Genomic DNA, 19,714 nt, shown 5'->3' on the forward strand with positions numbered 1-19,714 from the left:
TTCAGGCCAGGTCCTGGCTCAGGAAGTCCCGCAGGTGCGCGGCGAAGACGGTGTTGTCGTCGCCGGCGATCATGTGCCCCGCCGCCACCTGCACTTCCCGCGCCGTCGGGACCAGGGACAGGAACTCCGCCGCCGACTCCGCGGACAGGATGTCGGAGTACCGGCCGCGCACCAGCAGCGTCGGCACCCGGATCCCGAGAGCGGCTTGGCCGAGCCGGGCGGCGGAGTGGTTCCGCTCGTCCTCGGCGAAGGTCAGGAACCGCGGATCCCAGTGCCAGTACCAGCGCCCGTCCGAGCGCTGACGCAGGTTGCGCTTGAGACCGTCGAGGTTGCGGCGGCCGCCCGGCCGATAGGCGTCGATCGCCGCGGCCGCCTCTTCGAGGCCGGCGAAGCCGTCCGGTGCACTGGCCATGAACCCGCGGACCCGGGCGTGCCCGGACGGCTCGACGCGGTGGGTCATGTCCACCAGCACCAGCCCGGCGAGCGTCCCGGGACGCTCGCCCTCGGCCGCGAGCGCGGTGCGCCCGCCCAGCGACGCGCCCACCACGACCGGTTTCGCGTCGAGTCCGGCCGTGACGGCGTACAGGTCGGCGGTGAAGTCGTCGAGCGCGTAGTGGCCTTCGGCCGACCAGGCGCTGTCGCCGTGCCCGCGGTGGTCGAGCGTCCAGGCCTGCCAGCCGTCCTCGGCGAGGGAGCGCGCGGTGCGCGTCCACGAGTGCCGGGTCTGGCCGCCGCCGTGCAGCAGCAGGACGGTGCCGCGGTGCGGGCCCGGGCGTTGCCGCCGTTCCGCGGCGAGTTCGAGCGAGGGATGACAGCAAGGAGGCACGTAGTATATATTTTATATTCAGTGCAGGCGACGCCGAAGGAGACGCGCGATGAAACCGTACCGCTCGATGCTCTTCGTCCCGGGTCACAAGGGGACGTGGGCGGACAAGGGCGTCGCGTCCGGGGCGGACGCCCTGATCCTCGACCTCGAGGACTCCGTCCCGGCCGCGGAGAAGACCGAGGCGCGCCGCACGGTCGCCACCACGATCGACCGGCTGATCGCCGACGGCGTCCGCCCCGACCTCTGGGTTCGCGCGAACCCCGAGGTGAGCGGCCTGCTGGGCGCCGACCTCGAAGCGATCGTCCGGCCGGGTCTCGCCGGCCTGTTCCTCGCGAAAGTGTTCGACGCCCGGGAGATCGTCCGCCTCGACGCCGTGCTCACCCACATCGAGCGGCGTGACGGACTGCGGCCGGGGTCCGTGCGGCTGATCGTGAGCTACGAGACCGCGACGTCGATGGCGCATTGCGAGGAGATCGCCGGCGCCAGCCCGCGGGTCGCCTCGCTGCTGGGCGCGACCGGGCCGAACGCCGATGTCGGCCGCGAGCTCGGCTTCGAGTTCACCCCGGCCGGCCTGGAGACGCTCTACCTGCGCAGCCGGCTGGTCCTCGCGGCGCGGGCGAACGGTCTGCACCACCCGGTCGCCGGCGTCTGGCAGGACCTCAAGGACCTCGACGGCTGCCGCCGGTTCTGCCTGGACAACCGCGGGCTCGGCTACCGCGGCCTGGTCGTGATCCACCCCTCGCACGTGGCGATCGCCAACGAAGTCTTCTCGCCCTCGCCCGAACAGGTCGAGCACTCCCGCCGGATGATCGCCGCGTTCCGCGAGGCAGAGGCCGCCGGGAGCGCCGCCGTCGACTTCGAGGGGCAGCACATCGACATCGCGCACGTGAAGACCGCCGAAGGGGTCCTCGAGCTCGCGGACGCACTGGCGATCCACGCGTGACGCCGCACATATATAATATTTTTGAAAGGATCAGCTGATGGCTGGGTTGTACTTCGAAGAGTTCGAGCCGGGCATGGTCATCGACCACCCGACCCGCCGCACGGTCACCGAGGCCGACAACACCCTGTTCAGCGTGATGACGCTGAACCTCGCGCCGCTGCACCTGGACGCCGAGTACAGCAAGAACTCGATCTACGGGCAGCGGCTGGTCAACAGCCTGTTCATCCTCGGCCTCGTCTCCGGGGTCACCGTGCCGGAGACCACGCAGGGCACCACGCTAGGCAACCTCGGCTTCGAGCAGATCAAGTTCCCCAAGCCGGTCTTCCACGGCGACACCATCCACGTGCGCACCGAGATCGTCAGCAAGCGCGAGTCGAAGAGCCGTGACGACTCCGGCATCGTCATGTTCCGCCACCTCGGGCTCAACCAGCGCGACGAGATCGTCTGCGACGCCCTGCGCGCCGGCCTGATGCTGAAGCAGCCCGCTCATGTCTGACCCGGCCTGGGTCCCGGACGACGCCGTCCGGGAGCGCAGCAGGCTCCTCGCCGCCCTGCGGAAGTGGGACATCGCCGACGTCGCCGCGGTGAACGACCGGGCGATCGCCGACCCCGAGTGGTTCTGGCGCGCGGTCGTCGACGACCTGGACATCGCCTTCACCGCACCGTTCGAGCGCGTGCTCGACGAGTCCGCGGGCAAGCCCTTCCCGCGCTGGTTTCCCGGCGGCCGGATCAACGTCGCCGACGCCGTCCGCGGCGAACCCGGCAAGCTCGCCGTGGTCTACGAAGGCGACTCCGGCCGGCGCCGGACGCTCACCTTCGCCGAGCTGGACGACCAGGTGCGCCGGTTCGCGGCCAACCTCGCCGCGCTCGGTGTCTCCCGCGGTGATCGCGTCGTGCTGTTCATGCCGGTGGTGCCCGAGGCCGTCGTCGCGTTCCTGGCGATCGCCAAGCTGGGCGCCATCTCGGTCCCCGCCTTCAGCGGCTACGCGGCCGACGCGCTGGCGACCCGGCTGCAGGACTCCGACGCCGTCGCGCTCGTCACCGCGGACGGCACCACCCGGCGCGGCAAGGAGGTCCCGCTCAAGGCGACCGCCGACGCCGCGCTCGAGGACGCGCCGGACGTCCGCGCGGTGGTCGTCGTCCGGCACCTGGGCACCGACGTCCCGATGCGGGCCGGCCGCGACGTCTACTTCGACGAACTCGGCGAGGCACCGCCGGTCGACACCGCCGCGACCGAGTCGAACGACCCGCTGACGATCGTCTACACCTCCGGCACGACCGGCCGTCCCAAAGGGATCGTGCACTCCCACGGCGGGTTCGCCGTCAAGACCGCCACCGACTTCGCCTACGGCTTCGACGTGCACGCCGACGACGTCGTCTGCTGGATCACCGACCTCGGCTGGCTCGTCGGGCCGATGCTCATCACCGGCCCGCTGCAGCTCGGCGCGACCATCGTCATGGTCGAAGGCCTGCCCACGCACCCCACTCCGGACCGGCTGTGGGAGGTCGCCGAGCGCAACGGCGTCACCGTGCAGGGCATCGCCCCGACCGCGGCCCGCGCCCTGCGCACGGCTTCGGAACAGCCATCGCGGGCCCTGAGCACGCTGCGGTCGTTCGTCTCCACCGGCGAAGCCTGGGACGAACCGACCTGGTGGTGGCTCTTCGACCAGGTCGGCAAGCGGCGCGTCCCGATCGTCAACTACAGCGGCGGCACCGAGGTCGGCGGCGGCATTCTGGTCGGCTACCCGTTCCTGCCCGCCGCCCCCGCGGCGTTCACCGGCGCCCTGCCCGGCGTCGACGCGGCCGTCCTGGACGACGACGGCAAACCGGTCACCGGCACGATCGGCGAACTGGCCGTCCGGAACACGTTCCCCGGCATGACCCACGCGTTCTGGCACGACCGCGAGCGGTACCTCGAGACCTACTGGTCGCGCTTCGACGACGTGTGGGTCCACGGCGACCTGGCCAGTGTCGACAGCGACGGCTCGTGGCTGATCCACGGCCGGTCCGACGACACGCTGAAGCTCGCCGGCCGCCGCGTCGGCCCGGCCGAGATCGAGGCCGCGCTGCTGCGCGACGAACGGATCGCCGAAGTCGCGGTGATCGGCGCCCCCGACGAACGCCGCGGCCAGCGCGCGGTCGCGTTCGTCGTGGTCAAGGGCGAAGTGGACCGCGAGGACCTGAGCGCGACGGCGCTGGCGAACGCGGGGAAGTCGTTCGCCCCCGAGGTGCACGTCGTGGCGACGCTGCCGAAGACCAAGAACGGCAAGATCATGCGCCGCGCGATCCGGGCGCGGTTCACCGGCACCCCGGTGGGCGACCTGTCCTCTTTGGACCCGTCGACCCCGCTGGAAGCCATTCCCGAGAACCTGGAGAAGTCATGACCGACACCGAAAGCACGGTCGAGATCGTCCGGAAGGCCACGCGCGAGCTGGCCCGCAAGTTCGACAACGACTACTGGCTGGACAAGGACCGCAAGCACGAGTACCCGTGGGACTTCGTCAAGACCTTCGCCGCCGGCGGCTGGCTCGGCGCGATGATTCCCGAGGAGTACGGCGGAATCGGCCTCGGGCTCAAGGAAGCCGCCGCGATGATGACCGAGATCTCGTCGTCGGGCGCCGGGATGAGCGGCGGCTCGGCGATCCACTTCTACGTCTTCCCGCCGGCGCCGGTCGTCAAGTACGGCTCGGAGGAGATGAAGCGCGAGTTCCTGCCGCAGCTGGCATCCGGTGAGCTCCTGATGGCGTTCGGCGTCACCGAGCCCGACGCGGGCGTCGACACGTCGCGGATCAAGACCAAAGCCGTCGAGGTCGACGGCGGGTGGAAGGTCAACGGCCAGAAGGTCTTCATCACCAACGCCCAGAACGCGCAGAAGATCCTCCTGCTGGCGCGGACGTCCCCGAGGCGCGATGACAAGCCGTTGTGGGGCATGTCGTTGTTCCTGGCCGACATGGACCGCGAGCACATCGCGGTGCGGGAGATCGAGAAGCTGGGCCGGGCGGCGATCGACACGAACGAGCTGTTCATCGACGACCTGTTCGTCCCGGAAGACCGCCTGGTCGGTGAGGTGGACAAGGGGTTCTACTACCTGCTCGACGGCTTGAACCCCGAGCGGATCGTGGTCGGCCTGGAAGGCGTCGGCCTCGGCCGCGCGGCGCTGGAGCTGGCCACGGAGTACGCGAAGAACCGCGTGGTGTTCGACCGGCCGATCGGGCAGAACCAGGCCGTCGCCCACCCGCTGGCCGACTCCTGGATCCGGCTGGAGGCGGCCGAGGGCATGGCGATGCGCGCGGCGGAGCTGTTCGACGCGGGACAACCGTGCGGCCCGGAAGCGGCGGCGGCGAAGTACCTCGGCGCCGAGGCCGGGTTCGAGGCGTGCGACCGCGCGTTCTCGACCCTCGGTGGTTACGCGTACGCGAAGGAGTACCACATCGAGCGGCTGTGGCGAGAGGTCCGGCTGCTGCGCAACGCGCCCTTCTCCCAGGAGATGGTGCGCAACTACGTGTCGCAGCAGGTACTCGGGCTGCCGCGGTCCTACTGAGGTGCCACCGGCGCCGAACCGGGTAGCCGGTGGGGAACGGAAGGAGAGCACGATGGCAAACCAGACCGCGTTCGACGACTTCGTCCAGCTGTGGACGACCGGGACCACGGGCGGGCGCCGCGCGCCCGTGCTCCGCCGCCCGGACGAGGTGGGACTGGCGTACGAGGACGTCACGTTCCCCTCGATGGACGGCGTGCCGCTCGAAGGGTGGTTCATCCCGGCGGAGTCGGACCGGCTGGTGATCCACAACCACTTCCTGCCGGGCAACCGCTACGGCTATCCGGGGCACCTGCCCGAGTTCGGCGGGCTCGGCGGGTTCGAGGTGAACTTCCTGCCCGAGTACAAAGCCCTGCACGAGGCCGGCTACAACGTCCTCGCCTACGACATCCGCAACCACGGCCTGAGCGGCCAGGGCAACGGCGGGATCACCGGCATCGGCCTGCTCGAGTACCGCGACGTGATCGGCTCCCTGCGCTACGCCGCCGCGCGGCCGGACACCGCCGGGATGAAGAAGGTGCTGCTCTCGGTGTGCCTGGGCGCCGACTCGACCGCCGTCGCCTGGTCGAAACACCCGGAGGAGTTCTCCGGGATCCAGGCCATGATCATGCTCCAGCCCGTCTCGGGCCGCTACGTCGTCGAGGAGTTCGTCAAGGGCATCGGCATGGACGACGGCTACGCCGCGTTCGACAAGGCGGTGCACGAGCGGACCGGGTTCCACCTCGCCGAACAGTCGCCGCTCGAGCACGTCGAGGCCGTGACGGTCCCGACGCTCGTCGCCCAGGTCCACGACGACACCATGACCCGTCCGGAGGACGTCCAGTCGATCTTCGACGCGCTTCCGGTCGAGAAGGACCTGCACTGGATCGAGGGCACCGACCAGCGGTTCCGCGGCTACAACTACTTCGGCGAGCACCCTGAAATCGCGATCGACTGGTTCGACCGGCACCTCAAGTGACGGCGAGCCGCCGGACGAGCACCGCGAGGACCACGACCAGCAGCACGACCACCGCGTAGCCCGGCAGCCAGAACGCCGCCACGGCCGCCGCGGCGAGCGCTCCGGCGCCGGTGGCGCGCGGCAGCCAGCCCGTGCCGGTCTCCACCCGGAAGTAGATCGCCTGGGACAGCAGGTAGATCGCCGGCCCGGCGAGCGTCAGGACGCCGCCGGCGCCGGCCCGGGAGGCGTGGGCGTGGGCGAGAACCAGCTCGATCCCCGCGGCGAACGTGACCAGTCCGGTCAGCACGCCGTAGAGGATGTTCATGCCGATGTGGACCGACCGGACCGGGTCCTCCGTGGCTTCGGTGTGCTGCGCCACCAGCTCTTCGGCGCGGCCGAAGTAGAGCGCCCACAGGCCGACCAGCGAGGCGAACCCGCCGACGACGAGCAGCACGACGAGGACGTCCGGGGTGTGCTCGGTGAGCACCCGGCCCAGCGCCAGGACGGTCTCGCCGAGCAGGATGATGAGGAACAGCCGCATCCGTTCGAGCATGTGCCGGGCGTCGAAGAAGAGCTGCCCGGTCGCGGTCGTCCGGCCCGGGACCGGGTGCGCGGTCCAGGTGCCGGCCAGGTCGATCAGGGCCGCGCCGGCCCACCACCACAGCCGGGCGCCGGGGTCGACGGCCGCGCCGACGACCCACAGCGGCGCGGACACGGCGAACCAGAGCAGTACGCGGGCGAAGTGCCGGCGCAGCTCCGCGTCGGGTGCGGTGATCGCCGCGTAGCAGCCGGGGCCGATGAGCGCGAGCAGCATCGGCACGGCGAACAGCCACGGGCCGTCGTCGAAGGCGTGCGTGATGCCCGCGTTCATGAACAGCCCGAGACCCATGACCACGACCGTGATCACCCGCGTCGGCGCGCGTTCGACGTCGAGCAGCGTGACTTCGAACGAGGTGAACGCCCAGACGCCGCACACCGCGACCAGCGCCACCAGTGTCTCGGCGGCGCTGCGGAAGTCCAGGTGTGCGAGCAGGTGGTGGGTCAGCTGGCCGACCGCGAAGACGAAGACGAGATCGAAGAACAGCTCGAGCGGCGCGACCTCCCGGCGGATTCCCGGCACCCGGTCAGCCCGCGGTGTCCAGCCGCACGGTGGACCCGGCCGCGGCCGGCGCGAGCATCGGCTCCAGCGCGCTCGGCTGACCGTGGTACTTCGCCCGGTAGGCCGCGTCGACCTCGGCGTTGGCCGCTTCGCCCTCGATGGGGTGCAGCGTGACGTCGGTCTCCACGCCGTTCGCGCGCACCCGGGCGGTCCGGTTCTTCATCGCGTTGCGGTACCAGCCGCCCTCGGAGCCGTACGCCGAGCGGATGTACAGGTCGTCACCCACGCGGACGACCCAGATCGGGGTCCAGCGACGGGCGCTGCCGTCCGGCCGCAGGCTGGTGATGTGCAGCTCCGGCGTCGTGCCGAGGCGGTCGAGCAGGTCATTGTCCCAGGTCATGGCGTTCCTTTTCGGGTGCGATCTCGGTGGCGGTCCAGCTGGCCAGCAGCTGCAGGGCCTCGGCCGACGGCGAGCCGGGCTCCGCCGTGTAGCCGATCAGGGTGAACCCCGCGGCGCTCGTGACGTCGAGGGCGTCGAAGCGCAGGGTCAGCTCGCCGACCACGGGATGGCGGAACCGTTTGGTCCCGCGCCGGTGGGCGACGACGTCGTGGGCGGCCCAGCGCGTGCGGAACTCGTCGCTGCGGGTCGCCAGGTCGCCGACCAGGCCGGTGACCGCCTTCGCATACGGCGAGCGGGCCGCTTCGACGTGCAGCAGCGCCACCGAGTCGTCCGCGGCCTTCGCCCAATCGGGGAAGATCTCGGCCGCACGGTCGTCCAGGAAGATGAAGCGCGCCAGGTTCGGCACGCCGGTCGCGCGGTCGAAGACGTCGGCGTAGAGCACCCGGCCCAGCGCGTTCGCCGCGACGAGGTCGAGGTGGGCGTTCTGGACGATCGCGGGGGCGGTCACCATCGAGTCGAGGAGCGCTTGGAGGCTCTCCGGCACCGAAGACCGCGCCCGGGCGGGCCGCTTCCGCTTGGTGGCCGCGCGGGCCAGGTCGAACAGGTGCGCCGTCTCGACGTCGTCGAGCTGCAGGGCGGTGGCGATGGCGTGCAGGACCTCGTCGGACACGCCGGCGATGTGCCCGCGCTCGATCTGGACGTAGTACTCGGCGCTCACCCCGGCCAGGCTCGCGACTTCCTCGCGGCGCAGCCCGGTCACCCTCCGGCGGCCGCCCGCGACGAGCCCGGCCTGCTCAGGAGTGATCTTCGCGCGGCGCGTCATCAGGAACTCCCTGATGTCCTTGGCGATCTCCATGGCCCCGAGCCTAAGCCCGCACCGGCGCCTGATGCAGGGGCTGGCGGTACCCCCGATAGGCGGCCTCTGCCACGCGCACGCGAACCGCCGCAGGGTGGAAGGCGAACCACCACCGACACCACGAGGAGCGCACCGTGGACGCCATCACCTTCCCCAACGGCCCGATCACCATGGCCGGGAACCTCTACCTGCCCGAGGGCTTCGACCCGAAGGGCAGCTACGCCGCGATCGTCACCGTTCACCCCGGCGGGGGAGTGAAGGAGCAGACCGCGGGCCTGTACGCGAGCAAGCTGGCCGAGCAGGGCTTCGTCGCCCTCGCCTACGACGCCTCCTACCAGGGTGACAGCGGCGGCGAGCCGCACTTCCTCGAGGACCCGGCCGCCCGCGTCGAAGACGTCCGCGCCGCCGTGGACCACCTGCAGACCCTGGACTACGTCGACGCCGAGCGCATCGGTGTCCTCGGCATCTGCGCCGGCAGCGGGTACGCCGTCAGCGCGACCATGACCGACCACCGGATCAAGGCGCTCACCACGGTCAGCGCCGTCAACATCGGCAGCGCCTACCGCAAGGGCTGGTTCGGGACCGATCCCGACTCCGCCGCGGTGCCGACCCTCGACGCCGCCGCGCAGCAGCGCACGGCCGAAGCCCAGGGTGCCGAAGCCGCGTACATCCCTTACGTGCCCGCCGAAACCGACGAGAACACCCCGCGCGACATGGTCGAGGCGCACGACTACTACCTGACCCCGCGCGCGCAGCACCCGAACGCGCAGAACAAGAAGCTGTTCACCAAGAGCATCTCGCGGATCTTCGCGTTCGACGCCTTCCACCTGGTCGAGGACCTGCTGACGCAGCCGATCCTGATGGTGGCGGGCAGCGAGGCCGGATCGCTGTGGCACACCACCGAACTGCACGCGAAGGTGCGGTCCCCGAAGAAGCTGGTGGTCGTCGACGGCGGCACCCACATGGACTTCTACGACGTGCCGCAGTACGTGAAGCGGGCCGTCGAGGAGGCTGTGCCGTTCTTCACCGAAAACCTGTCCGCATAAAATATATTATTTGCTAGGATGGGTGGCATGGACTTCAGGAAGCTGGTCACCGAACGCTGGAGCTGCCGGGCCTACTTACCCGACCAGGTCCCCGACGACGTCCTGCGCGAGATGTTCGAGATCGCGCAGCAGACCGCCTCCTGGTGCAACACCCAGCCCTGGCAGGTCCACGTGACCAAGGGCGACGCGACCCGGCGGTTCGCCGAAAGCCTCACCGAGCACGCCAAGACCCACGACGAGACGCCGGACCTCGGCATGCCGAGCGGCTACCACGGCGTCTACCGGGATCGACGGCGAGCCGCCGGGTACGCGCTCTACGCCAGTTTGGGCATCACCAAAGAGGACTGGGACGCCCGCGTGGCGCAACGCCTGAAGAACTTCGAGTTCTTCGGCGCTCCCCACGTCGCGATCGTGACGACCGACCGCGACCAGGGCACGTACGGCGCGATCGACTGCGGTGGCTACGTGGCGAACCTGCTGCTGGCCGCCCAGTCCGTCGGGGTGGCCACGATCCCGCAGGCCGCGATCGCGATGCATTCCGGCCACGTGCGCGACTACCTGGGCCTGCCGGACGACCGCCTGGTCGTCTGCGCGGTGTCCTTCGGCTACGCGGACACCGCGCACCCGGTCAACCGGTTCCGCACCACCCGGGCACCGGTGGACGACGCGGTCGTCGTGATCGAAGACTGAAGGCCGGTGGGAACCTCGGTTCCCACCGGCCTTCTTCGTGGTCAGAACTCGATGACCGCCTTGCCGCGGACCTGCTTGTCGAACTCGATGTACGCCGCCGCCGCGTCTTCCACCCGCCACCGGTCGGTGAACAGCGCGTCGACGTCGATCCCGTGCCGGGCCACGAAACGGGCGCACTCGCCCATCCCCACGTTCGAGAACGTGTAGGACCCGATGATCGAGATCTGCTTGATCACGATGTCCGGCGAGACGTCGAGATCGAGGTTGCCACCCAGGCCGACGAGCACGATCCGGCCCCACGGGCCCAGGCACCGGGTCCCGGCGGCCCGGGCCGCCGGCGCGCCCGAGCTCTCGATCGAAACGGTCGCACCCCGGCCGCCGGTGATCTCGCGGATCGCCTCCACCGCGTCGGTGGCGCTGAAGTCGACGACGTGGTCGGCGCCGAGCTCACGGGCCCGCTCGAGCCGGTCGGCCGCGATGTCGACGGCGATCACCTCGGCGCCCATCGCGGCGGCGAACTGGATCGCTGACTGGCCGATCGGGCCAAGCCCGAACACCGCCACGGTGTCCCGCCCGGTGACGTCCGCGCGTTTGAACGCCCCGAACGCGGTGCCGGTGCCGCAGGCGATCGCCGCCCCCGCGGAGAAGCTGATCTCCTCGGGGAGCGGAACGAGCGTCTCGGCCGGCACCACCAGGTAGGTCGCGTGGCCGCCGTGCGCGGTGGCGCCGTAGATCGTCGCGCCGTGCACGCACATCTGCGTCCAGCCGGTGCGGCACATGTCGCAGAAGCCGCACCCCTTGTAGTGGAACACCATCACCCGGTCGCCCACCTGCCACGCCCGCGAATCCACGCCGGCGCCGATCTCGGCCACCACACCGCACGGTTCGTGACCCGCGATGACCGCCGGCACCTCGGCCAGCCCGCGCGAGGCGAAGTCCTTGAAGCCGAGCGCCTTCAGCGCGGCCTCGGGCGGGTCCCGGTAGAACTTCAGGTCGCTGCCGCACAGCCCGGACGCCTTGATCTCGACGACCACCTCGCCGGGGCCGGGCGCCGGGTCGGGGAAGTCGAGGACTTCCAGTTCGCGGTTGCCGCGGAAGACGACGCCGCGCATCAGCGGGTGCCCGCCATCATCGTGGCGACGATCAGCACGGGCTTGTCGGTGCGGTTGCTCCAGATGTGCTTGATCCCGCGGTTGACGATGGTGTCGCCCGGCTTGAGCAGGGTTTCACCGGTCTCGGTCACCGCCCACAGCTCGCCGTTCAGCACGGTCACCACGTCGATGGTGTCGGTGTGGTGCCATACGCCGCCGTCGCCGCTCGCGTCGCCGTCGTGGGAGTCGCCGCCGTGGAAGGCGTCGAGGGACTCCTTGTAACCCTCGGCGTCGAACTCCGAGTCCGGCGGGAAGCTCGCCAACCGGACGACGAGGCCCTTGCCCGGCGGGTCGATGACCGGGTCGGCGCCGAGCGTCGAGGGCGCGAGGACCGGGGCCGGCAGGTCGTCGAACTGCCAGACGTCCATGACGGTGAAGCCCGGCTGGGCGGTGCGGGTGGCGGTGTTGCCGTCCGAGATGATGGCCGACTTGCCGTCGGCGTCGACGCCGGTCAGCACGACGCGGGCCTCGGCGTTGAGGTGCTCGCTGGGCATGGTTCTCCTTGGTGTTGTGGGTGTTTCAGATCTTCAGCAGGGTCGCGAACTCGGTGGCCGGTTGCTCGGGGTCGACCGAGGTGATGGCCCTCAGCAGGGTGTCGCTGCGTTCGGCGCCCATCGCGGCGACCGTCAGGTCACGGAACTTCGCGTCCAGGTCCTCTTGGGACATCGGGTTTTCGGCGGTCCCGGTCGGGTTGTCGACGAACAGGGTCTCCGTGGTGCCGTCCCTGCGGGTGAGGGTGATGTCGGCGACCCAGCGGCCCGGGTAGTCGCGGTCCAGCTCGGGCCGTACTTCGATCTTGACCTTCCGGGCGACCGTGGCGACGTCGCTGTGGTCGCCGAGGTCGAGCCGGCCGGCCAGGTAGTCGTGGTGGGTGGTGAAGCCGTTGCCGTGGCCCAGCAGGGACAACGCGAACTGGAAGGGCAGGCTGTACTGCAGGTGCTCGATGATCTTCGGCGCGTAGGCGTTCGCGTTCTGGTTGCCGATGACGACGTCGCCGCCCGTCTGGATGCCGAGGGTCACCGAGTCGATGTCGGCCGCCTGCGTCGTGAGCCGGCGCGCGCCGTCGATGTAGGCGTGGTTGATGCCGCAGCAGCAGTAGGGCTTGATCCACACGCGGGTGATCTCGAACGACCGGTCGAGACCGAACGCCGCCGCGGCGTCCTCGGCCACCGGACGGCCGTTGAACGTCCGGTAGAAGCCTTTTCGGCCGGTGAGGAAAGTCGTCGGGCCGGTGAGACCGGCGGCGGCCAGCTCCGCCGCGCGGATCCCGTTGCGGGTTCCGATGCCCGAGTGTGCGCGCTTGATGGACCCGCCGGACGACGTGTACTCGGTGGTGCCCGAGGCGTGGCTGAGCGCGATCGCGAGGGCGTGGACGGTCGTGTCGACGTCGAAGCCGCGCATCGTGGCGACGACGGCGGCGGCGCCGAAGTTCGCGAGCAGCCCGTGCGGGTGGAAGCCGCGCTCCAGCAGTTCGGGGGCGGCCAGGTTGCCGATCCGGGTGTACACCTCGTAGCCCGCGACGATGCCGGTGAGCACTTCGCGCATCGTGACGCCGAGCTCCTCGCCGACGGCGAGCGCGGCGGAGACGACGCAGCTGCCGGGATGTGACGAGCTGGCGCGGTGCGCGTCGTCGTATTCGAAGCCGTGGCCGAACGTCGCGTTGACGAACGCGGCGTCGGCCGCGCTCATCGCGTCGCCGCTCGCGGTGACGTGCGCCCGGCCCGGGACGTGGGCGGCCCGGGTGACGTCGAGGATCGCTTGGCTCCACGGCAAAGCCGCGCACCCGACCTGCAACGCGAGCTGGTCCTGCAGGAGCCGGCGCGCGCCGGCGAGCGCGTCCGCCGGGATCGCGTCGTAGGTCAGGTCGGTGACGAGCCGCGCGGCCGCTGTTTCGAGAATTCCCATGCGTGAGTGCCTTTCAGGAGGGGAGGCCGTACGACTTCAGCTCGACGTAGGCGTCGAAGCCCTCGGGTCCCGCTTCGCGGCCGATGCCGCTGTTCTTGAAGCCGCCGATCGGGGCGGTGAAGCCCACGGGGTTGCCGTTGACCTCGACGGTTCCGGTGCGGATGCGCCGCGCGACGGAGAGGGCGTGCTCGGGGTCGGCGGCGAACACCGACCCGTTGAGGCCGTATTCGGAGTTGTTGGCGATGGCGACCGCTTCGGCTTCGGTGTCGAAGGTGTGCACCGTGAGGACCGGGCCGAAGATCTCCTCCTGGGCGATCTTCGCGGCCGGGTCGACGTCGGCGAAGACCGTGGGGGAGACGTACCAGCCGCGGTCGAGCCCGTCGGGACGGCCACCGCCGACGAGCAGTGAGGCGCCCGAGGCTTTGCCGTCCTCGATGTAGCCCTCGACGCGGGTGCGCTGGGCGGCGCTCACCATCGGGCCGACCTCGGTGGCCGGGTCGAACGGGTCACCGACCGGCATCGAGGTGATCAGGTCGACGAGCCGGTCGTGCAGCTCGTCCCGCCGCGATCGGGCGACGACGATGCGGGTCTTGTTGCTGCACACCTGGCCGCTGTTGCGCAGCGAGACCGCGCGGATCGCGGCGACCGCGGCGTCGAGGTCGGCGTCGTCGAGCAGCACCGCGGCCGACTTGCCGCCCAGTTCCAGCGTGACGCGGCGCAGGTCCTGGCCGCACAGGGCGGCGATGCGCCGGCCGGCCGCGGTGGACCCGGTGAAGGAGACCTTGTCGACCCCGCGGTGGCGTACGAGGTACTCGCTGACCTCGCGCTGCGCGGGGACGATGTTCACGACGCCCTCGGGCAGCCCGGCCCGCTCCAGCAGGTGGGCCAGCAGATAGGCGTCGAGCGGGGTCTCCGGCGACGGCTTGACGACCATCGTGCAGCCGGCGAGCAGCGCCGGGGCGAGCTTGATCATGGTGATGAGCAGCGGGGCGTTCCACGGCACGATCGCCGCGACGACGCCGACCGGCTCCCGCGTGACGAGCGCGTGGCCGGTGGCGGAGCGCCGGGTGTCGCTCCAGGGGTAGCCGGGGCCGAGGTCGAGGAAGGCGTCCAGCATCAGCCGTGGGCCGATGGCCTGCATCTTCGTCGACAGCGTGATCGGGCAGCCCATCTCGGCGCTGACCAGCCGGGCCGCGTCGGCCTCGTGCGCGGCGAGTTCCTTGCTGAGCTTGCGCAGGGTCGCGACGCGTTCGTCGAGGGGCAGCTGCGGCCATGGGCCGTTGTCGAACGCTTCGCGTGCCGCGCGCACGGCCGCGTCGACGTCGGTCTCGACGCCTTCCGGCACGCGGGCCACGACCTCTTCGGTGGCGGGGGAGCGGACCTCGAACACGCGGTCCGAGGAGGGCGGTATCCACCGGCCGCCGATGAACAGCTTGTCGTACGTGCCCTGCCACAGGTCTGTCGGTGCGCTCATCGGACTCCTTTGTCGTTCGCTCCGGCCCCGGGCTCTCTGGCCTTGACCGAAGGTACCGTAGATAATATAAAATATGTAGTGCTTACGGAAGGTGGCCAGTATGCAGCACAAGCCGCTCGACGGCATCCGGATCCTCGAGATCGGCGGCTACATCGCGCTCCCGTTCGGGACGTCGATGCTGTGCGCGCTGGGCGCCGAGGTGGTCAAGGTCGAACGTCCGGTGGTGGGGGAGGACTTCCGCCGGCACCAGAACGACCGCAGCCCGTACTTCCGGCAGTACAACACCGGCAAGCGCAGCCTCTCGGTCGACCTGAAGACGCCCGCGGGCATCGCGGTCGTCAAGGCGCTGGTGCCGCACTTCGACGTCGTGCTCGAGAACCTCCGGCCCGGCAAGGTCGCCGCGATGGGCCTCGGGCCCGAAGACTGCCGGGCCCTGCGCCCCGACGTCGTCTACGGCTCGATCACCGGCTTCGGACCCACCGGACCGCTGGCGAACCGCCCCGCGTACGACACGATCGGCCACGCCTTCGGCGGCCTCTACTCACTCTTCAGCGACGGCGACCACCCGCAGCTCGCCGGCGGCCTCAGCGCGGACCTCGTCACCGGGCTGAGCACGGCGACCGGCGTGCTGGCCGCCCTGGTCGGCCGGCTCAAGACGGGACAGCCGCAGCGGATGGAGACGTCGATCATGGAGGCGGTGAGCGTCCTGATCACCGACGGCGTCACCCAGGCCTTCGAGCTCGGCGCCGACCCGACCCGCACGAGCCGCCACCCGCAGGCCCAGAACTTCTGCGTACCGACAGCCGGCGGCGAGTACCTGGCCGTCCACCTGTCGTCGTCGCAGAAGTTCTGGACGTCGTTGTGCCGGGCGATGGATCGGATGGACCTCGCCGAGGATCCCCGGTTCGCCGAGTACCGCCCACGCGAGGCGAACTACTTCGAGCTGGTGCCGATCGTCGAGGCGGAGTTCGCGGCCAAGCCGAAGGATCACTGGGAGCGGGTACTGACCGAGAACGACGTCCCGTTCGCCCCGGTGCTGTCGATGAACGGCTACCTCGACCACGACCAAGTGCGGCATCTGGACCTGGTCGAGCGCCAGCCGGACGGCCTCGCGCTCCTCCGTCCACCATGGACATTCGACGGCGAGCGGCCCGACCGCGCCGGCCGGGCACCGAAGGTGGGGGCCGACACCCGTGCGGTCGCGTTGGAGGTGCTGCCGACCGAGCGGGTCGAGGAGCTCATCTCGACGGGGGTCCTGTACGCCGACGAGTCATGAACACCGGGGCTGTATATCGACCTACTCAGCCGCCGTTCGGTCGCCCAGAGCTGTCCAGCGTCAGGAACCGTGACACCTCACCGAGCGGTTCGCCAGCCGATGCGATCAATCAAGCTGCAGGTCGGTGGCGAACTTCAGCGTGGGGTTGTAGATCAACTCGGTCCTCGGACACAGTAGTATCCCACGGATCGCGGAACGCGATCTTGAAGCCGGGATCGATCAGAGCCTGGCTCGAATCGATCTCCTGTAGTCGCCGTCCTGTGTTGTCGCAGATGATGCGCTTTCCGGAGTCTCGTAGCGCTGTGGCGATCCTTGTGCATTGCGTTCGGTCAGGCTCGGGCCTCGCGGATGTAGAGCGTCTTGGCTCTCGCGTTGGGTGCTGGGTGTGTCCATGGCGGCATGGGTAGGTCGGACGCCCGTGGTTCCGGTGCGAATGATGTCGCTCTCTCGTGCCAGCTCCGGGAGCACTGAGAGCACCTCGTTGACGGCTTTTGATCCGCCCGCCGGCGAGCAGGGCCTCTACCACAAAGGCGACCCAGCGGTCCTGCGGTGGGTACGGCGCGGGGTGGAGCAGGTACGGGGCTCGATACTCCGCGTCGGTACTGCTCGCGCGCTGATCAGTCCACCGGCGGCGTGCCGTGCGTGTGGAACGACTCGATCGTCTTCAATCCCCACGCCTGCCCCTTGGCCCGCTCGGCCTCGGTCCAGGTGACCGGCTCCCAGTCCGGTGCGAAGATCAGCCGCCCGGTCGGGTTGCACAGCTCGATGCGGTTGCCGCCGGGCTCGTACAGGTACAGGAAGAATGTCTGCTGGATCGCGTGCTTGTGCGGCCCGGTCTCGATGTGGACGTCGTTGTCGAGCGCGATGTCCGCCGCGCGAAGGATGTCCTCGCGCGTGTCGGTGGCGAACGCGATGTGGTGCAGGCGCCCGTTCGACTTCGTCCAGTCGTTCGTGTAGACGATGTCGTAGGACTTCTGCGCGAAGTGCGTCCACTGCCCGGAAATGACGCCGCTGTCGAGCCGGATCTGCTCGGTCACCCGGCCGCCGAGGGCGTCGCAGATGAACCGGCCGTTGACCTCGGCCTCCTGCGCCAGATAGTTGATGTGGTCGAGTCGCCGGACGCCGACGCCGCGCCCCGGGTACGCCTGCGCCTGGTTCTTCAGTGCCGGCCGCAGGCGCTCCGGCGGCTGGTAGCGCTCGGTCTCCCAGTAGATCTCGAGCTCGTGGCCGTCCGGATCGCGGAACAGGTAGGTGGCGCCGATCCCGGTGTCGCCGTCGACCCAGCCGACGCCGAGGCCGCGTTCCTCCAGCGCGACCACGCGCCGTTTGAGGGCGTCTTCACTGAACGCGCGCAGCGCCGTCCGGCCGATCCCGGACGTCTTCGCCGCGGTGAGCTTCAGGCTGTGGTGCTCGTAGTCGTCCCAGGTGCGCAGGTACACCGAGTCGCCTTCGGTGCCGTTCTCGGTCAGGCCGAGGACGCGGACGAAAAAGTCGAGGCTCTTCTCCGGGTCCGGGGTAAGCAGTTCGACGTGGCCGAGGTGCGCGATCTCGTGGCGCGGGGAGGGATCGGACATGGTCGTGCTCCTCAGGGACGGGGGAAGACGGCGCCGTCGAGCAGCAATGCCGCCGATCGACGGGTACGGCTTGACCGGAATGAGCGCCCGGGTGCAGACCGCGCCAACGCCACGCCGCGACGCGAGTGGTCTTCGGGATCGGCGAGCCGCGCACGTCGCCGAGACCCACGGGGCGGATCAGTGACGACGACAGGCTTCACGGGAGACACGGTACGGGTCGGTCGACGAAATTGTCAACAATCTTGGCGTGGAAGTGCGACGCTGAGCAGGGGTGGGCGGCCGACATTGCCAACGTTTCCTGTGACCAACTCGCGCGCATAGCTGATTCACAGGATTGTTAACAATCTTGCGGAGAGTCTTGTGTTCAATATCTCCGCGGATGTAGCTTCGGACACCTTCGCTGCCTCGGTGACGAAAGGGACGAGGATGTCGACGAGAGAACTCGGCGGCTCGGCCGCCGCCACGGTCCGGCTGTCGATCCGGGTGACCGCGTTGTGCTGGATCCTGGTCCTGCTGGACGGGCTGGACCTGTTCGTCTACGGGGCGACGCTGCCGGGCGTGCTGGCCGACAAGAGCTTCGGCCTGACCGCGGTCACCGGCGGCACCATCGGCAGCCTGACGACGTTCGGCATGCTGCTCGGCGCCCTCGCGTCCGGCATCCTCACCGACCGCACCGGGCGCCGGAAGATCATCATCACCGGGGTCGTCGTCTTCTCGCTGGCCGCCGCCGCGTGCGCCGCCGCGCCGACGGTCGCGTTCTTCGGCGCGGCGCGGTTCGTCGCCGGGATCGGGCTCGGCGGCCTGCTGCCCTCGGCGATCGCGATGGTCATGGAGTACGCGCCGGCGTGGCGGAAGAACCTCGCCGTCACCACGGTGATGACGGCCCACCAGGCAGGCGGGGCGCTGGCCGGCGCGCTGGGGATGACGCTCGTCCAGTCGCTCGGCTGGCGCTCGGTGTACTGGATCGGCGCGCTGCTGCTCGTGGTGGTGCTGCCGGCGGTCGTCTTCCTGCTGCCGGAGTCGCTGACGTTCCTGCTGGCCAAGGGCAAGACCGGCCGCGCGCGGGCCATCGCGGACAAGTACGCGGTCTCACTCGACACGTTCGCCCCCGAACCGGCGGAGGACCGGCGCGGCGGCCTGCGCGGCTTGTCCACGCCGTCGGTGCGGATGACGACGTTGCTGTTCTGGATCGCCTCCTTCGCCGGCCTGCTGCTGGTGTACGGCGTCAACACCTGGCTGCCGACGATGATGCGCGGCAGCGGCTACAACCTCGGTTCGGCGATCAGCTTCCTGCTGGTGATCAACCTGGGCGGGATCGCGGGCATGCTCGTCGCCGGGCGGCTCGCCGACCGGTTCGGCGCGCGGCCGGTCGCGATCGTCTGGTTCGCGCTGACGGCGTGCGGCGTCGGCCTGCTGGCGATCCACCTGCCGCTGGCGGTGACGTACATGGTTGTGTTCCTGACGGGCGCGTGGCTGTTCAGCGCGCAGACGCTCATCTACGCGGCGGTCGGCGCGTACTACCCGGCCGACAGCCGGGCGACGGCGCTCGGCTGGGTGTCGGGCGTCGGCCGGCTGGGCGCGGTGTTCGGGCCGTGGTTGGGCGGCATCCTGGTCGCGAGTGGACTGTCCTCTTTGGGCTTCGTCGTGTTCGCGATCGCGGGCGTCCTCGGCGCGGCGATGGTGAGCCTGGTGCGCCGCGCCGGGAACCCGCTCAGTGCGGGCGAGGAGCGCACCACAGCGCGGTCGGCTTGACGATTGCGGGGAGGAGCGTCACGACGGCCGGGGCCGGCACCACGACTTTCTTCAAACACGTCTCCGTGGGCTGACCAGCAGGTTCTTCCCCTACATCCCCAACAACGAGGACCGGGTTCGGCGGCTCGGCGTTGCCGGCGTCCAGTCTTCCACGCCGACGCGGCCAGGCTCTGGCGCTGTGGGCGGAGGACCGTGGGTGCGCGCGGCGCCGGCGAAACCGTGGAGCAACGTCATCGACAGCTGGGGC

At 70.1% G+C, this 19,714-nt stretch carries 18 protein-coding genes; 9 read left to right on the top strand and 9 right to left on the bottom strand.

Annotated elements, in window-relative coordinates:
- Position 1 precedes the first annotated feature (1 nt).
- A complete protein-coding gene (locus ACYVLJ_RS24110) occupies positions 2 to 826 on the bottom strand; it encodes an alpha/beta fold hydrolase (protein ID WP_460440406.1) in 825 nt (274 codons plus the stop codon).
- 49 nt (positions 827 to 875) lie between these two features.
- Here ACYVLJ_RS24110 and ACYVLJ_RS24115 point away from each other — a divergent pair, with 49 nt between their 5' ends.
- From ACYVLJ_RS24115 to ACYVLJ_RS24135, 5 genes are read left to right on the top strand one after another with little or no spacing between them, the layout of a single operon-like run.
- Complete coding sequence (locus ACYVLJ_RS24115) at positions 876 to 1,769, top strand: HpcH/HpaI aldolase/citrate lyase family protein (protein WP_460440407.1); 894 nt, start codon at positions 876 to 878, stop codon at positions 1,767 to 1,769.
- Between the two features lie 37 nt (positions 1,770 to 1,806).
- Positions 1,807 to 2,265, top strand: a complete 459-nt coding sequence (locus ACYVLJ_RS24120; protein ID WP_460440408.1) for a MaoC family dehydratase — start codon at positions 1,807 to 1,809, stop codon at positions 2,263 to 2,265.
- The gene (locus ACYVLJ_RS24125; RefSeq protein WP_460440409.1) at positions 2,258 to 4,153 is read left to right on the top strand and encodes an acyl-CoA synthetase family protein; all 1,896 of its coding nucleotides are present in this window, start codon (positions 2,258 to 2,260) and stop codon (positions 4,151 to 4,153) included. The genes ACYVLJ_RS24120 and ACYVLJ_RS24125 overlap by 8 nt, the downstream gene beginning before the upstream one ends.
- Positions 4,150 to 5,310, top strand: a complete 1,161-nt coding sequence (locus ACYVLJ_RS24130) for an acyl-CoA dehydrogenase family protein (RefSeq protein ID WP_460440410.1) — start codon at positions 4,150 to 4,152, stop codon at positions 5,308 to 5,310. Before ACYVLJ_RS24125 ends, ACYVLJ_RS24130 begins: the two co-directional genes overlap by 4 nt.
- A 52-nt stretch (positions 5,311 to 5,362) precedes the next feature.
- Positions 5,363 to 6,265, top strand: a complete 903-nt coding sequence (locus ACYVLJ_RS24135; RefSeq protein WP_460440411.1) for an alpha/beta hydrolase family protein — start codon at positions 5,363 to 5,365, stop codon at positions 6,263 to 6,265.
- Here the strand turns inward: ACYVLJ_RS24135 and ACYVLJ_RS24140 are convergent.
- From ACYVLJ_RS24140 to ACYVLJ_RS24150, 3 genes are read right to left on the bottom strand one after another with little or no spacing between them, the layout of a single operon-like run.
- On the bottom strand, positions 6,258 to 7,364 hold the full coding sequence (locus tag ACYVLJ_RS24140; RefSeq protein WP_460440412.1) for a low temperature requirement protein A: 1,107 nt from the start codon (positions 7,362 to 7,364) through the stop codon (positions 6,258 to 6,260). The two genes, ACYVLJ_RS24135 and ACYVLJ_RS24140, sit on opposite strands and share 8 nt — an antisense overlap.
- A gap of 4 nt (positions 7,365 to 7,368) precedes the next feature.
- Positions 7,369 to 7,743 carry a DUF2255 family protein gene (locus tag ACYVLJ_RS24145; protein ID WP_460440413.1) on the bottom strand — a complete coding sequence of 125 codons (375 nt, stop codon included), beginning with the start codon at positions 7,741 to 7,743 and terminating at the stop codon, positions 7,369 to 7,371.
- Positions 7,727 to 8,599, bottom strand: coding sequence for a helix-turn-helix domain-containing protein (locus tag ACYVLJ_RS24150; protein WP_460440414.1), 873 nt, complete (start codon positions 8,597 to 8,599; stop codon positions 7,727 to 7,729). Before ACYVLJ_RS24150 ends, ACYVLJ_RS24145 begins: the two co-directional genes overlap by 17 nt.
- A 134-nt stretch (positions 8,600 to 8,733) precedes the next feature.
- Here ACYVLJ_RS24150 and ACYVLJ_RS24155 point away from each other — a divergent pair, with 134 nt between their 5' ends.
- The gene (locus ACYVLJ_RS24155; RefSeq protein WP_460440415.1) at positions 8,734 to 9,645 is read left to right on the top strand and encodes an alpha/beta hydrolase; all 912 of its coding nucleotides are present in this window, start codon (positions 8,734 to 8,736) and stop codon (positions 9,643 to 9,645) included.
- A 27-nt stretch (positions 9,646 to 9,672) separates the two neighbouring features.
- On the top strand, positions 9,673 to 10,335 hold the full coding sequence (locus ACYVLJ_RS24160; protein ID WP_460440416.1) for a nitroreductase: 663 nt from the start codon (positions 9,673 to 9,675) through the stop codon (positions 10,333 to 10,335).
- 41 nt (positions 10,336 to 10,376) lie between these two features.
- Here the strand turns inward: ACYVLJ_RS24160 and ACYVLJ_RS24165 are convergent, their stop codons facing one another.
- From ACYVLJ_RS24165 to ACYVLJ_RS24180, 4 genes are read right to left on the bottom strand one after another with little or no spacing between them, the layout of a single operon-like run.
- Positions 10,377 to 11,447 (bottom strand): zinc-dependent alcohol dehydrogenase family protein, encoded by a 1,071-nt coding sequence (locus tag ACYVLJ_RS24165; RefSeq protein ID WP_460440417.1) that lies wholly within the window; start codon positions 11,445 to 11,447, stop codon positions 10,377 to 10,379.
- On the bottom strand, positions 11,447 to 11,980 hold the full coding sequence (locus ACYVLJ_RS24170) for a cupin domain-containing protein (protein WP_460440418.1): 534 nt from the start codon (positions 11,978 to 11,980) through the stop codon (positions 11,447 to 11,449). The genes ACYVLJ_RS24165 and ACYVLJ_RS24170 overlap by 1 nt, the downstream gene beginning before the upstream one ends.
- A gap of 25 nt (positions 11,981 to 12,005) precedes the next feature.
- On the bottom strand, positions 12,006 to 13,391 hold the full coding sequence (locus ACYVLJ_RS24175; RefSeq protein WP_460440419.1) for an MmgE/PrpD family protein: 1,386 nt from the start codon (positions 13,389 to 13,391) through the stop codon (positions 12,006 to 12,008).
- 13 nt (positions 13,392 to 13,404) lie between these two features.
- Positions 13,405 to 14,865 carry an aldehyde dehydrogenase gene (locus ACYVLJ_RS24180; protein WP_460440420.1) on the bottom strand — a complete coding sequence of 487 codons (1,461 nt, stop codon included), beginning with the start codon at positions 14,863 to 14,865 and terminating at the stop codon, positions 13,405 to 13,407.
- Positions 14,866 to 14,965: 100 nt separating this feature from the next.
- Between ACYVLJ_RS24180 and ACYVLJ_RS24185 the strand changes: the two genes are divergently transcribed.
- Positions 14,966 to 16,141: a CaiB/BaiF CoA transferase family protein gene (locus ACYVLJ_RS24185; RefSeq protein ID WP_460440421.1), complete on the top strand. Its 1,176-nt coding sequence runs from the start codon at positions 14,966 to 14,968 to the stop codon at positions 16,139 to 16,141.
- Positions 16,142 to 16,758: 617 nt separating this feature from the next.
- Here the strand turns inward: ACYVLJ_RS24185 and ACYVLJ_RS24190 are convergent.
- Positions 16,759 to 17,715, bottom strand: coding sequence for a catechol 2,3-dioxygenase (locus ACYVLJ_RS24190; RefSeq protein WP_460440422.1), 957 nt, complete (start codon positions 17,713 to 17,715; stop codon positions 16,759 to 16,761).
- A 426-nt stretch (positions 17,716 to 18,141) separates the two neighbouring features.
- Here ACYVLJ_RS24190 and ACYVLJ_RS24195 point away from each other — a divergent pair, with 426 nt between their 5' ends.
- Positions 18,142 to 19,467 (top strand): MFS transporter, encoded by a 1,326-nt coding sequence (locus ACYVLJ_RS24195; RefSeq protein WP_460440423.1) that lies wholly within the window; start codon positions 18,142 to 18,144, stop codon positions 19,465 to 19,467.
- The last annotated feature ends 247 nt before the right edge of the window (positions 19,468 to 19,714 follow it).

This window comes from Amycolatopsis stemonae (assembly GCF_054781455.1).

Excerpts from the sequence above, each read along its gene's own strand:
- ACYVLJ_RS24150 (WP_460440414.1), bottom strand. The coding sequence starts at position 8,599 with ATGGAGATCGCCAAGGACATCAGGGAGTTCCTGATGACGCGCCGCGCG.
- ACYVLJ_RS24170 (WP_460440418.1), bottom strand. The coding sequence starts at position 11,980 with ATGCCCAGCGAGCACCTCAACGCCGAGGCCCGCGTCGTGCTGACCGGC.
- ACYVLJ_RS24135 (WP_460440411.1), top strand. The coding sequence starts at position 5,363 with ATGGCAAACCAGACCGCGTTCGACGACTTCGTCCAGCTGTGGACGACC.
- ACYVLJ_RS24195 (WP_460440423.1), top strand. The coding sequence starts at position 18,142 with ATGTCGACGAGAGAACTCGGCGGCTCGGCCGCCGCCACGGTCCGGCTG.
- ACYVLJ_RS24130 (WP_460440410.1), top strand. The coding sequence starts at position 4,150 with ATGACCGACACCGAAAGCACGGTCGAGATCGTCCGGAAGGCCACGCGC.
- ACYVLJ_RS24180 (WP_460440420.1), bottom strand. The coding sequence starts at position 14,865 with ATGAGCGCACCGACAGACCTGTGGCAGGGCACGTACGACAAGCTGTTC.
- ACYVLJ_RS24190 (WP_460440422.1), bottom strand. The coding sequence starts at position 17,715 with ATGTCCGATCCCTCCCCGCGCCACGAGATCGCGCACCTCGGCCACGTC.
- ACYVLJ_RS24185 (WP_460440421.1), top strand. The coding sequence starts at position 14,966 with ATGCAGCACAAGCCGCTCGACGGCATCCGGATCCTCGAGATCGGCGGC.
- ACYVLJ_RS24175 (WP_460440419.1), bottom strand. The coding sequence starts at position 13,391 with ATGGGAATTCTCGAAACAGCGGCCGCGCGGCTCGTCACCGACCTGACC.
- ACYVLJ_RS24145 (WP_460440413.1), bottom strand. The coding sequence starts at position 7,743 with ATGACCTGGGACAATGACCTGCTCGACCGCCTCGGCACGACGCCGGAG.
- ACYVLJ_RS24120 (WP_460440408.1), top strand. The coding sequence starts at position 1,807 with ATGGCTGGGTTGTACTTCGAAGAGTTCGAGCCGGGCATGGTCATCGAC.
- ACYVLJ_RS24115 (WP_460440407.1), top strand. The coding sequence starts at position 876 with ATGAAACCGTACCGCTCGATGCTCTTCGTCCCGGGTCACAAGGGGACG.
- ACYVLJ_RS24125 (WP_460440409.1), top strand. The coding sequence starts at position 2,258 with ATGTCTGACCCGGCCTGGGTCCCGGACGACGCCGTCCGGGAGCGCAGC.
- ACYVLJ_RS24165 (WP_460440417.1), bottom strand. The coding sequence starts at position 11,447 with ATGCGCGGCGTCGTCTTCCGCGGCAACCGCGAACTGGAAGTCCTCGAC.
- ACYVLJ_RS24160 (WP_460440416.1), top strand. The coding sequence starts at position 9,673 with ATGGACTTCAGGAAGCTGGTCACCGAACGCTGGAGCTGCCGGGCCTAC.